Source organism: Rhizobium sp. CIAT894, from assembly GCF_000172795.2.
Classification (GTDB): Bacteria; Pseudomonadota; Alphaproteobacteria; order Rhizobiales; family Rhizobiaceae; genus Rhizobium.
Map to the genome: position 1 here is coordinate 1,276,045 of NZ_CP020947.1, position 12,306 is coordinate 1,288,350.

The 12,306-nt window shown below is 63.0% G+C and carries 14 protein-coding genes and 2 pseudogenes; 12 read left to right on the top strand and 4 right to left on the bottom strand.

The genetic code is table 11. The features are described from left to right. Window positions 1–104: 104 nt before the first annotated feature. On the top strand, window positions 105–1,508 hold the full coding sequence (locus tag RHEC894_RS06370; protein WP_085738881.1) for a PLP-dependent aminotransferase family protein: 1,404 nt from the start codon (window positions 105–107) through the stop codon (window positions 1,506–1,508). Window positions 1,509–1,737: 229 nt separating this feature from the next. Continuing rightward, entirely contained in the window at window positions 1,738–2,106 is a 369-nt protein-coding gene (locus RHEC894_RS06375) for a DUF983 domain-containing protein (protein ID WP_085736659.1), read from the top strand. 59 nt (window positions 2,107–2,165) lie between these two features. Here the strand turns inward: RHEC894_RS06375 and RHEC894_RS06380 are convergent. After that, a pseudogene (locus RHEC894_RS06380) lies at window positions 2,166–3,072 on the bottom strand (LysR family transcriptional regulator). Between the two features lie 135 nt (window positions 3,073–3,207). Between RHEC894_RS06380 and RHEC894_RS06385 the strand changes: the two are divergent. From RHEC894_RS06385 to RHEC894_RS06400, 4 genes are all read left to right on the top strand, one after another. Then, window positions 3,208–3,819, top strand: coding sequence for a glutathione S-transferase (locus RHEC894_RS06385; RefSeq protein ID WP_085736660.1), 612 nt, complete (start codon window positions 3,208–3,210; stop codon window positions 3,817–3,819). Window positions 3,820–3,880: 61 nt separating this feature from the next. Further along, window positions 3,881–4,834, top strand: coding sequence for a pyridoxamine 5'-phosphate oxidase family protein (locus RHEC894_RS06390; protein ID WP_085736661.1), 954 nt, complete (start codon window positions 3,881–3,883; stop codon window positions 4,832–4,834). 99 nt (window positions 4,835–4,933) lie between these two features. Continuing rightward, window positions 4,934–5,395 carry a nuclear transport factor 2 family protein gene (locus RHEC894_RS06395; protein ID WP_010062686.1) on the top strand — a complete coding sequence of 154 codons (462 nt, stop codon included), beginning with the start codon at window positions 4,934–4,936 and terminating at the stop codon, window positions 5,393–5,395. 25 nt (window positions 5,396–5,420) lie between these two features. Then, a complete protein-coding gene (locus RHEC894_RS06400) occupies window positions 5,421–5,981 on the top strand; it encodes a TetR/AcrR family transcriptional regulator (RefSeq protein ID WP_085736662.1) in 561 nt (186 codons plus the stop codon). A 124-nt stretch (window positions 5,982–6,105) separates the two neighbouring features. Here the strand turns inward: RHEC894_RS06400 and RHEC894_RS33745 are convergent, their stop codons facing one another. Then, a complete protein-coding gene (locus RHEC894_RS33745; RefSeq protein ID WP_281069152.1) occupies window positions 6,106–6,237 on the bottom strand; it encodes a hypothetical protein in 132 nt (43 codons plus the stop codon). Between the two features lie 146 nt (window positions 6,238–6,383). On the opposite strand from RHEC894_RS33745, the pseudogene RHEC894_RS06405 reads away from it, so the two are divergent. Next, window positions 6,384–7,060 (top strand): annotated as a pseudogene (locus RHEC894_RS06405) (hypothetical protein); the annotation flags it as partial. A gap of 27 nt (window positions 7,061–7,087) precedes the next feature. Further along, window positions 7,088–7,393 (top strand): Dabb family protein, encoded by a 306-nt coding sequence (locus RHEC894_RS06410; RefSeq protein WP_085738882.1) that lies wholly within the window; start codon window positions 7,088–7,090, stop codon window positions 7,391–7,393. 281 nt (window positions 7,394–7,674) lie between these two features. Here the strand turns inward: RHEC894_RS06410 and RHEC894_RS06415 are convergent, their stop codons facing one another. Then, window positions 7,675–8,898: an MFS transporter gene (locus RHEC894_RS06415; protein ID WP_085736663.1), complete on the bottom strand. Its 1,224-nt coding sequence runs from the start codon at window positions 8,896–8,898 to the stop codon at window positions 7,675–7,677. Window positions 8,899–9,024: 126 nt separating this feature from the next. Then, the gene (locus RHEC894_RS32300) at window positions 9,025–9,231 is read right to left on the bottom strand and encodes a hypothetical protein (protein ID WP_125460948.1); all 207 of its coding nucleotides are present in this window, start codon (window positions 9,229–9,231) and stop codon (window positions 9,025–9,027) included. 131 nt (window positions 9,232–9,362) lie between these two features. Between RHEC894_RS32300 and RHEC894_RS06420 the strand changes: the two genes are divergently transcribed. The 4 genes from RHEC894_RS06420 (at window position 9,363) to RHEC894_RS06435 (ending at window position 12,274) form a co-directional block, all read left to right on the top strand. Next, window positions 9,363–9,611, top strand: a complete 249-nt coding sequence (locus RHEC894_RS06420; protein ID WP_010066013.1) for a hypothetical protein — start codon at window positions 9,363–9,365, stop codon at window positions 9,609–9,611. Window positions 9,612–9,665: 54 nt separating this feature from the next. Beyond that, window positions 9,666–10,337 (top strand): response regulator transcription factor, encoded by a 672-nt coding sequence (locus RHEC894_RS06425; RefSeq protein WP_018241306.1) that lies wholly within the window; start codon window positions 9,666–9,668, stop codon window positions 10,335–10,337. Next, complete coding sequence (locus tag RHEC894_RS06430) at window positions 10,327–11,730, top strand: HAMP domain-containing sensor histidine kinase (RefSeq protein WP_003569355.1); 1,404 nt, start codon at window positions 10,327–10,329, stop codon at window positions 11,728–11,730. The genes RHEC894_RS06425 and RHEC894_RS06430 overlap by 11 nt, the downstream gene beginning before the upstream one ends. A gap of 118 nt (window positions 11,731–11,848) precedes the next feature. Then, a complete protein-coding gene (locus RHEC894_RS06435; protein ID WP_085736664.1) occupies window positions 11,849–12,274 on the top strand; it encodes a hypothetical protein in 426 nt (141 codons plus the stop codon). The last annotated feature ends 32 nt before the right edge of the window (window positions 12,275–12,306 follow it).

Genomic DNA, 12,306 nt, shown 5'->3' on the forward strand with positions numbered 1-12,306 from the left:
CCCGTCACGCGGTGGAAACCGACGAATTTGCGGGGGGTGACAGCGGCGTCATGCAACAATATACAGTCAATCCCATCAGCAATCAGACTGACGCGGATTACGACATGAAAGACTGGCATCCCGATCTCAGCCGCAGCAGCAGCCCCCTATATATGGCGATCGCCGATGTGATCGAAATGGATCTGCGCAGCGGCCATCTTGTGGCTGGAGACCGGCTGCCGCCGCAACGCGAACTCGCCAAGCGGCTGAATGTCGACTTCACGACGGTGGCGAGAGGCTATGTCGAGGCGCAGAAGCGCGGGCTTGTCGATTCGCATGTCGGTCGCGGCACCTTCGTCACCGGTGGTGCGGATAAGGAGCGCCAGGATTTCACCGCCGACGCCACGCCCGATCCGCGCCGCGCCTCCGTCGTCGATTTTTCGATGAACATGCCACCGGAACCCGACGATCCAGACCTGATCGCCCGCATGCGCGAGGGCATGTCGGCGGTGGCGGCGAGCCTCATTCCGCTTCTGCGTTATCAGGGTTTCGGCGGCTCCGGCATGGACAAGGCGGCTGCCGCCGCCTGGCTCAACCGTCGCGGGCTCAAGCCGTCGCAGGAGCGGATCTTCGTGACGCCGGGCGCCCATCCGGCCCTGCTGGCGATCTTCGGCCTCCTGGCAAAACCGGGTGAAACCGTGCTTTCCGAAATCATCACCTATCCCGGCATGCGCTCGATCGCCGCCCAGTTGCGGCTCAATCTGACCGGTCTGCCGATGGACGAGGACGGTATCTTGCCGGACGCCTTTGCCGCGGCCTGCGAGAGATTGAAGCCGAAGGCGCTCTATCTCAATCCGACGCTGCAGAACCCGACGACGCTGACCATCCCGGCCAAACGCCGCGAGGAGATCGCCGCCGTTGCCCGCAAATATCACCTGCCGATCGTCGAGGACGATGCCTACGGCTTCATTCCGCTGGAAGGCCCGCCGCCGCTTGCGGCAACGGCGCCCGATCTGACCTGGCATATCGGCGGACTGGCGAAATGCATCGGCGCGGGCCTGCGCCTTGCCTATGTCGTCGCGCCCGACAGCAAGGCGGTGTGGCCCTTCGTCAGCGCCATGCGCGCCAACAATGTCATGGCCTCGCCGTTGACCGTGGCGCTCGCCACCCGCTGGATCGAGGACGGCACCGCCGATGCGATCCTGCGCTTCATCCGTGCTGAAGCCGCCGCCCGTCAGCAGATGGTCGCCGCCATCCTGCCGGCCGGCAGCTACCGTGCCGATCCGATCAGTTTCAACATCTGGCTGCCGCTCGCCAATGGCTGGACCCGCTCCACCTTCGGCAGCCACATGCGCTCCTCCGGCATCGGCGTCGTCGCAAGCGACGCCTTCACGGTCGAGGGCGCAGCGCCGGAGGCGGTGCGGATCTGCCTCGGCGGCCCGATCACCCGGGAGAAGCTGCAGGGGGCGCTGGAATTCATGGCCCACGCCCTGGAGGGGCCGCCTGAGATGGCCGCCTCGTTCTTCTGACCTTCAAGCCTCACTGCTAACCGTCAGCGCGTCCGTCGCTCCCAGCGCCCTGGGCTTGTCCGGCTCTTGGTGCTGCGTAGGAAATCTGCGTTCAGCCCGCCGTCTCACGGGACGTGTGCGGCATTCTGACGAGTTGACTGGCAATGTCGGAGCAATGTAGCTATATTGTATGCATACATTGTTGGACATTGATCGACTTAATGTCCACGCAGAATAAGGCGAGATCATCATGGAGACCGAATTTCCCCCGCTTCCTCCGCTGCAGACCGGCGTCAGGGGGCGCTGCCCGCGCTGCGGCCAGGGCCATATGTTCAAAGGCTTCCTGACGCTGCGGCGGGAATGCGAGGCTTGCGGCCTCGATTATTCCTTCGCCGATCCGGCCGACGGCCCGGCTTTCTTCGTCATCTGCTTTGCCTGTATCCCGAGCGTGCTGCTCGGCGTCTGGCTGGAGGTGGCCTTTTCGGCGCCGATCTGGGTGCAGCTTCTGGTCACCGGCCCGTTCATGCTCGCCACCTGCATTCCGCCGCTGCGGCCGCTGAAGGGCTGGCTCGTCGCCAGCCAGTATTTCTACAAGGCGGAAGAGGGCAAGCTCGCCTAGATCCGGGATGATTTTAGGCCGGAGCGGCCTAAATCCGAGTCCGCTCACACTCTTCGGCATCATGCTTTGGGGCCGTTCAGCGTCGCGCGCAGGCGCGGCGTGGCGAAGTCGAGCAGCGCCCGCAGTTTCAGCGGCACCAATCCCTGCGTGGGGTAGACGAGATGCACCGGCGCTGGCGGTGATTCGAAATCGGCAAGCAGCGGCACCAGCAGGCCTGCCGTCTCGGCGCGGGCGGCCTGGTAGGAAAGAACCCGGGTGATGCCGAGGCCGGCGACCGCCGCATCGACAGCAGCCTCGGCGGTGTTGACGGCAAGCCGTGAACGGATCGGCACGGGGAGATCGCGTTTGCCCTCGGCGAAAGTCCAGCTCACCTTCGAGGCCATGCCCTCGAAGGTGATGCAGTCATGCGCGCTGAGATCGCCTGGATGTCGCGGTGCGGGGTGCCGCGTCAGGTAATCCGGGCTGGCATAGACCGTCCGGCGGATCGTGCCGAGCCTGATGGCGATCAGGTTGCTGTCCGGCAGGTTGCCGATCCGCAGCGCCACATCGATATGATCCTCGACGAGGTTCGACAGCCGGTCGCCAAGCATCAGCCGCAGATTGATATCGGGATAGGCCTTCAGGAAGTCCACCACGACAGGCAAGACATGCAGCCGCCCGAAGACGATCGGTGCGGTCATCGTCAACTCGCCCTTCGGCGCGCTGTATTCGCCGGCCGCCGCCCGTTCCGCCTCTTCCACCCGATCGAGAATTTCCCGCGCCGCCTCGACATTAAGAGCGGCCGGCCTCCGTCAGCGCCACCTTCCGGTTGGTCCTTTGCAGCAGCCGGCTGCCCAGATGTGCTTCCAGTTCCGAAACCTTGCGGCTGACGGTTGCGAGCGGTGAGCGCAGATGCCGTGCGGCGGCCGACAGGCTGCCCTGTTCGACCACGGCCAGAAGCACCGTCATGGCATCGAGGCGGTCCATGCTATCCTTCCATAAATTGGTAATAATCCTTCCGAATATGCATTCTACTGCTTCCTTGTGGAAGGCAATAAATTACGCCGCAGATGGTTCGAAGCGACCATCGCCCCCCAACCGGGAAGACTGAAGGAAACCATCATGAAGCTCTATTATCACCCGCTTTCCGGCCATTCGCACCGGGCTCACCTGTTCCTGTCGCTGCTTGGCGTGCCCTATGAACTGGTCGAGGTCGACATGGCGGCAGGTGCCCACAAGGCACCGGAGTTTCTCAAGCTCAATCCATTCGGCCAGGTGCCGGTCCTCGACGACGGCGGCACGGTCATTGCCGATTCCTCCGCCATTCTCGTCTATCTCGCCCGGAAATATGGCCGCACCGACTGGCTGCCGGAAGAGGCATTGGCAGCGGCGCGCATACAGAAATGGCTCTCCGTTGCCGCGGGCGAGATCGCCTACGGGCCGTGTGCGGCTCGCCTGGTCACCGTCTTCGGTGCCGATTTCCGCACCGACGAGGTGATCGCCCGGGCGCATCGCATTCTCGCGCTGATCGAGGCGGAACTCTCCGGCCGCAATTTCCTGCTCGGCGACAAACCGGTGATATCAGATGTCGCCCTCTACAGCTACATCGCCAACGCCCCGGAGGGCAATGTCGACACCTCGGCCTATCCAGGCATCCGTGCCTGGCTTGCGCGCATCGAGGCGCTGCCGGGTTTCGTCGGCTTCCGCAAGACGAAGATCGGCCTTGCTGCATAAAACCTGTCGGGGCGGGGTCGCCGTCCCGGCTTCTCAAAATTGCCCGCAAGGAGGGCCTGCGATGCTGGAGCAGACGAGACAGGACGTGAATTCGCCCTGGCATGAGGGTGAACTGGCCATGCAGCGCAGCGTCGGCGTCGTCGAGCGCATGGACGGGCCGGGGCGGAATTTCGTTCGCAAGGCCATGCCGGAACAGCATCGCGCTTTCTTTCCGATGTTGCCTTTCGTCGTGCTCGGCGCCGTTGATGCCAAAGGTGATGTCTGGGCGACGGTTCGGGCCGGGCGACCGGGCTTCATGTCGTCGCCGGCCCCGGAGCTCCTTGATGTTGACCTGCCGCGTGATGCGGACGATCCGGCCGATGCCGGCATGGGGGATGGCGACGCGATCGCGATACTCGGCATCCAACTCGAGACCCGGCGGCGCAACCGGCTGAACGGCGTGATCCACAGGACGGATGCCGGCGCTTTCCGCGTGCGCGCCGGCCAGAGCTTCGGCAATTGCCCCCAATATATCCAGCCCCGCTCTTCCGCCTTTGCCCGTGATCCCCAAATACCGACAGCGATGACGCCGTTCTATTCCGGTCAACTCGACGATCGCATGCGTGGGATGATCGAGGGCGCCGATACCTTCTTCGTCGCCTCCTACGTCGATCGAGACGGTGGTGAGCGGCAGGTGGATGTCTCCCATCGCGGCGGTTATGCCTGCTTCGTGCGTCTCAGCGCCGATGGTGTGCTGACCATTCCCGATTTTGCCGGCAATCGCTTCTTCAACACCCTCGGCAATTTCATCGTCAATCCGAAGGCCGGGTTTGTTTTCATCGACTTTGAAACCGGCGACTTGCTGCAGATGACGGGACGGGCCGAGGTGCTGCCGGATTCGCCTGAGATCGACACCTTTGAACGGGCCGAGCGGCTGTGGCGTTTCACGCCTGGACAGATCGTGTTTCGCCCGGATGCCCTGCCGCTGCGATGGAGCAAGGAGAGCGCCGTTCTGCCGCACCGTTCCCGCGGGTAAAGGAGCCGCAACTCGACCTCCGAGGCAAAGCGCTGTTTCGGCGTCTTGCAAAAATTGTACTGATCAGTACAATCATCACCGTTCAGTACAGGAGCGTCCATGTCCAGCCTTGTCCCACCCTTCACCCTCGAGACTGCCACCCGCAAAGTCCGCCTTGCCGAAGACGGCTGGAACAGCCGCGATCCCGAGCGCGTTTCGCTCGTCTATACGCCGGATAGCCGCTGGCGGAACCGCGCCGAATTCGTCAACGGCCGGGCCGAGATCGTCGCTTTTCTCACCCGCAAATGGGCGAAGGAGTTGGACTATCGGCTGATCAAGGAAATCTGGGCCTTCACCGATGATCGCATCGCCGTACGCTTCGCCTATGAATGGCACGATGACAGCGGCAACTGGTTCCGTTCCTATGGCAATGAGAATTGGGAATTCGATGCCGCCGGCTTGATGCAGCGCCGCTTCGCCTGCATCAACGACCTGCCGATCCGGGAAGCCGAACGCAAATATCACTGGCCGCTCGGCCGGCGGCCGGACGACCATCCCGGCCTGAGCGAACTCGGCTTCTGACGCAAGCCAGACAAGGAAGCTGCGGGTGAAAACCGTCTATGAACGCGCCGACATCGTGCCGCTGCTGGCGGAAATCTTCCGCGAGTTCGGCTATGAGGGCACGTCGCTCAGCCGCATCACCGAACGCACCGGCATCGGCAAGGGCAGCCTTTATCACTTCTTTCCCGGCGGCAAGCAGGAGATGGCGGCCGCCGTGCTCGCCGATGTCGATGCCTGGTTCGAGCAAACGATCTATCAACCGCTGAGAACGGGCGACCCTCGTCAGGCGATTGCGACTATGTGGACTGATGTGAGTGATTATTTTCGCTCCGGCCGCCGCATCTGCCTCGTCGGCGCTTTCGCGCTTGATGAGACCCGGGAGCGATTTTCGACAGCAATCGGCGGCTATTTCATCCGCTGGGTCGACGCTCTGCGTTCGGCGTTGACGCGGGCAGGCTGTCCGCCGGAGGAGGCGCAGGCGCTTGCCGAAGAGGGCGTTGCCGGCATTCAGGGCGCACTGGTGCTGTCGCGGGCGCTGGATGACACAGCGGTCTTCGCCCGATCGCTGCAAGTGCTGGCGAAACGGCTCGATGCCGTGATGCGATGAGGGGTGGTCAAGCCGCTGGAATGTTTAGGCAGCTATCAAGAATTCACCCGGCCAGATCAATTGGCCGGGGCATTGATCGGGCGCGCGCGGCACTCGATCTTACATCGCTACTGTTTTGCGTATATCAGCGTTGCTGTTGAGGCTGCTGGGCCGGGCGCGGATTTTCCCGTTCAAGGCGAATCTGGCGCCACTCGTTTTCCATCTGGTCGACGAGATGCTGGGGAATGGTGGCTTGCGTGGTGGCGGGCGTCTGCATCGGAAGTCTCCTCAAGGCTTCAGGGCAAGAAGATGCATGGCACAAGACAAAAGGCGTGTAAATCAGTGGCTTAAACACTTTAAACGATTAAATTAATTTTAATCGATTAACTGGGGTTTAACCATGTCATTGGGAGGAGGCGCGGAATGGTTGTCCACATGGACCGAGGTTTCTTTTTCGAGGCGGTGCGGGGCGAGCTCTTCAAAGGAGAGATGACGCATCCTCAGGTAGTGGGCGCCACGGCGATTCTCGATGCATGGGAAAAGCGGTTTTCCCATGCCGACCGGCGATGGCTCGCCTATATCCTCGCAACCGCTTACCACGAGACCGCCTATACGATGCAGCCGGTTCGCGAGACGCTGGCGGAAAGCGATGCACGCGCGGTCGAGATCCTGGAGACGGCCTTTGCCGCAGGCCGGCTTTCCTGGGTGAAAACGCCCTATTGGCGGCCGGACGAGGATGGCCGAAGCTGGCTCGGTCGCGGCCTCGTGCAGCTCACCCACAAGCGGAACTATGAGGCGATGAGTGTGCTGACCGGCATCGACCTCGTTGCCGATCCCGACCGGGCAATGGAAATGGATACGGCGGTGACGATCCTGATCGAGGGCATGCTGCAGGGCAGTTTTACCGGCCACAAACTCGCCGATCACCTGAACGCCACGACCGCGGACTGGGTGAATGCGCGCCGCATCGTCAACGGCACCGACCGGGCGGAAAAACTCGCAGCCTACGCCATGGTCTTCGATGCGGCGATACGTCCCGATGCCGGGCAAGGACGCTCGCGCGGTTGAAGGCCCGCGGCGAGCGTGTTATCGCGCGGATGATCTCTGAATCTGACAGGAGCTGCCGCGTGATCCGCCATATCGTCTTCTTCACCGTGCAGGAGGAACATCTGCAGGAGGTGAGGGCCGGGCTTTCGATCCTGACCGCCATTCCGCATGCGCGGCTGCTGGAAATCGGCACCAATGTGAAGACCGATCAGCTGGGCACCGAGATCGATCTCGTCGTCTACGGCGAATTCGACGACGAGGCGGCTCTTGCCGCCTACAAGGCTCATCCCGATTATCAGCTGTCGATCGAGCGCGTCCGGCCGCTCCGGGAAAAGCGCATCGCTGCCGATTACGACAGCGACACGGCGGTGAGGCGGCCGCTCTGAATTTTCGTGCACCTTCGGCTGCCAGACCATATTCCATTGAATTTCAAATGGATGATTGACTTTCCGGAGTCGGGATTGCCCCGAAGCTTGCTCAACTTCTGAGCCGCCGGACTCAACTTTCGAAAAAGCGGCGGCAAGCGATTCATAAGATTCGTTAAAGTGACGCTGCGCTCATTGTGAGCTGGCTGCAGCAATCGCGATGCGTGGACGCAAAGCCGCGCGTGTCCTTATGTCGATGATAGTCAAAACAGATTAAGAATGACTGACGTGATGGGCCGGGTTCAAGAGACGACCGGGCTCGGCTGCGATGCGAGAGCGCCGCGCACCATCGCCATCAGCATCATCACTAAGATCAGCGCCAGGGCCGCAAGAGCGGCGCAGGCAAAGAGTGCCGGTCCGGTGCCGGCGCGGTCGAGAATGGCGGTAAAGATGACCGGGGCGATGGCGTTGGCAAGGTTTTGCGGCAAGGACAGCCGCGCCGCGTGCAGGCCGTATTCGCCCGGCGAAAACAGCGCCAGCGGCAGAAGCGCGCGGGCGACGGTCATGACGCCGGCGCCGAAGCCGTAAAGCAGGACGAAGGTGACCAGCAGCGGTGCGGATGGGCTGGCGACCAGCATGATCAGGAAACTGAACATCATCAGGCCGATGCCCATGGCCGCACTGAGCATGGGGTTGCCGCGCCGGCCGAGCAGCATGTCGAGGAAGCGCGCCGAGATGCCGAGCACGCCGCGGCCCGAGCCGAGCTGCAGCGCCAGCGCCGGCGAGGCGCCGGACTGGCGGAAGATTTCGAGCAGCGATGGCGAGATGCCGAAGGTGATGAAGGTCGAGATCGTCGTCGCCGCGGCAATCAGCAGGAAGGCCCTGCGCCGCGCCGCCCTGGTGAGCGGCACCGGGGCAATGTCGGCCGCGCCGCCTTCGGCATGCGTTGCGATCGGTTTCGGCAGGGCGAAAAGGTGCAGCGGCAGGCAGATGAACAATTGCAGCGCCGCGCAGACGAGAAAGGTCAGGCGCCAGCCGATCGTCTCGTTGAGCAGGCTGAGGATCGGCCAGAAGATGGCGCTCGACAGGCCGGTGAACAGCATGAGGATGGCGATGACGCGTTTGCCGTTTTCTCCTTCGCGCTCGACGACGGCGGTATAGGCCGGTGCCGAAAGGCCGAATGCGCCGCCGATGCCGATGATAACCCAGGCGCTGGCATAGAGCATGATGCCGTCTGCGGCGGCAAGCAGGCCGAGGCCGAGCGCAAAGATCAGCGAGGCGGCCGAAAGCACCCGGGCGGCACCGTAGCGGGCGAGCCAGCGGCCGGTCGCGGGACCAAGGATGGCGCTGACCATCATCATGATCGTCAGGCCGGCAAACACGACCTCATTCGCCAGGCCGAGAGCCGGCGCCACGATGCGGCCCATGACGCCGAGCATGTCGAAGGTCGTGCCCCAGCCGATCAACTGGGTGACGGCAAGCACGGTGACCGTCTGCGCCGAGCGGAAGCGGAAAGAATTTGGCATTGGTGCTGAAATGGCCTGAATGCGGAAGCCACGGACATAACAGTTTCAATCGGCCGGTCAAAGCTGCGATCGCACTCGCGGCCCGCGTTTTTCCCCGAGGGGATGGAAGGATGGAATGGTACAATTTCAGGACGACCCGGCGCGTGAAAACCGGGCCGGTGCCGGCAATTGCGGACGCGGTAAACAACACGATGCGGCTGCTTCGCAGATGACCGCATTGGGTTCGACTTGTCGTGTTCCCGCCTTTGCGCTGACCACGTTGCTCGCAAGGCCGAAGGCGATTTTTTCGCTGCCGGGAAGGCCGCCGAAGCTGGACGCGGCGGCGGTTTTCAACAGCCGGCGCCGGCTGCCGCAAACAGTCGAGAATGGTTCTAAATGCCCTGCATTACAGCGCATTCATTTGCCATTCAGGTCGCGTGAGTACATATTCGCAGCACGTTGGCATTACCTTGAAAGCATAGCACATGGCCCTTCCTCTGAGCGTCGCAGCATTGGCCGCCGGACTGGTGGTATCGGCGCCCTCACCGGACGGCGCGGGCAACCTCGTCCTGCGCGTGGCAGCCGATTGCAGCGCCGCTGCAGCCCAGGTGGTCGAGCAGACCGGCGGCCAACTCCTGTCCGTGCAACCGGTGGGCGATACCTGTATCATCACCGTTCTGGTGTCGGGCAATGGCCAGCGTCCACGCAAAGTGACGGTAAAGGTTCCGATGTAAGCGGAATCGGTCTATTCAGGACATGATCGATTTGAAGCGGGCGAAGGCGGACCGATGCGCATTCTGGTAGTCGAAGACGACGTCAATCTGAACCGGCAATTGGCCGACACGCTGAAAGAGGCGGGTTATGTCGTCGACCAGGCGTTCGACGGCGAGGAGGGGCACTTCCTCGGCGATACCGAACCCTATGACGCCATCATCCTCGATATCGGCCTGCCGGAAATGGACGGTGTTACCGTGCTCGAAAAATGGCGCGGCGCCGGCCGCGGCGTGCCGGTGCTGATCCTCACGGCACGCGACCGCTGGAGCGACAAGGTCGCCGGCATCGACGCCGGCGCCGACGACTATGTCACCAAGCCCTTCCATGTCGAAGAAGTGCTGGCGCGCATCCGGGCGCTGATCCGGCGTGCGGCCGGCCATTCCTCGTCCGAGATCATTTGCGGGCCGGTGCGGCTCGATACCAAATCCTCGAAGGCGACGGTCAACGGCACGACGCTGAAGCTGACCTCGCACGAATACCGCCTGCTCGCCTATCTCATGCATCACATGGGTGAGGTCGTCTCGCGCACCGAACTGGTCGAGCACATGTACGACCAGGATTTCGACCGTGATTCCAACACGATCGAAGTCTTTGTCGGCCGCCTGCGCAAGAAAATGGGCGTCGATCTGATCGAAACGGTGCGCGGTCTCGGCTACCGCATCCAAGCGCCGAAACATGCGAATTAAGTCGCTCACCGCCCGCGTTTTGTTGCTGACGACGGTCTGGTCGACGGTAGCGCTTGTCGTGATCGGCCTTTTGATCTCCACCCTCTACCGCAAGAGCGCCGAACGCGGTTTCCAGGATCTGCTGCGGGCGCAACTCTACAACGTCATCAACTCGGTGACCATAGGGGATCAGGGGGCGCTCAGCGGCAGCCCGCAGCTCGGCGACCTGCGCTTTGCCCAGCCGAAGACCGGCTGGTATTGGGTGGTGGAGCCGCTCGGCACCTATACGACGGCGCCGCTGGTGTCGCCCTCGCTCGGCTCGGCGCTCATTCCGGTTCCCTCCGTCGTCGAGGCGCCCTTCGACAAGAATTACGAACGCTACTACCAGGTGACGGATGCCTCCGGCAACCGCGTGCAGGTGGCCGAAACCGAAGTGGTGCTCGATACCGACGGGCGCGCGGCGCGTGTCCGCGTCACCGGCAATGTCGATGTCGTCGAGGACGATGTCCGCACCTTTTCCCACAGCCTCTATCTGGCGCTCGCCGGTTTCGGCGTCGGCAGCCTGATCGTCAATGCGCTGGCGATTCTCTACGGCCTGAAGCCGCTCGACAAGGCACGTGCCGCATTGGAGCGCATCCGTGCCGGCGAGAGCGAGCAGCTGAAGGGCGATTTCCCGCGCGAAATCCTGCCGCTCGCCAACGAGGTCAACGCGCTGATCGACAGCAACCGCCGCATCGTCGAGCGAGCCCGCATGCAGGTCGGCAATCTCGCCCATTCGCTGAAGACGCCGATTGCCGTGCTGCTCAACGAGGCGCGGGTGCTGGAAAAATCCCATGGCGAGCTGGTGCGCAGCCAGGCGGAATCGATGCAGGGGCAGGTGCAATCCTATCTCAACCGGGCCCGCATCGCCGCGCAGCGCGAATCCGTGCTCGCCCGCACCGATGCCGAACCGGCGCTCGAGCGGCTGGTGCGCGTCATGCGCCGGCTGAACGTCGATACCGAATTCGATCTCGTCGTCTCGCCGCCGCATCTGGCCGTCGCCATGGAGCAGCAGGATCTGGAGGAGACCGTCGGTAATCTTTTGGAGAATGCGGCGCGTTTTGCCAAAAGCAAGGTACGGCTTTCGGCCGTCGAGGCCGGCGACGACGTCAAGGGAGCGGAGGCGAGTGCGCGGCGCCACTGGGTGGAGCTCGCCGTCGAGGATGACGGGCCGGGCCTGGAGCCCGATCAGATCCGCGAGGCGCTGAAGCGCGGCCGCCGGCTCGACGAAAGCAAGCCCGGCACCGGGCTCGGTCTTTCGATCGTCACCGAGATATCAGGTGAGTATCAAGGGCGGCTCGAACTGTCCCGTGGCGAATGGGGCGGGCTCAAGGCGAAGCTTATTCTGCCCGGCATCACAAAGGATGTTGCATGAGCAACTGCTTGATGTCACAAAGATAGTGGCAAATGCATAGCATGCTTTGCCTTAATGCTGACACGGGGACGCTGCACTTCGATCGGCTGAATTTGACCCCTGATCGTGGTTCGACGCAATGATTTTACGCTCGCAAGGCATGATCGCTTCCGCTCTGCTCGTCGCCGTCGCGCTATCCGGCTGCACGACGACGAAGGGTGCCGCTTCGGGCGGCATTTTTTCGAGCAAGCCCTCGGCCTCGGCCGCCTTCCTGACCGCGCTGCAGGGCGGCCTTGTCGGCCGCAGCGGCGTGACCTTGAGCGATAGCGACAAGCAGCGGGCGCTCGAGGCAGAATATCGGGCGCTGGAAGGTGCCGCCGTCGGCCAGCCTATGCAGTGGACCGGCAAGGACGTCACCGGCAAGGTGGTCGCCGCCGCGCCCTATCAGGTCGGTTCGCAGAACTGCCGGCAATATACCCATACGCTGACTGTCGACGGCAAGGACACCGTGGTGCGCGGTGCTGCCTGCCGCAACGCCGATGGCAGCTGGTCGCCGCTCGGCTGAGCCGGGTTAAATGCGGCAGATAGCCTCAAATC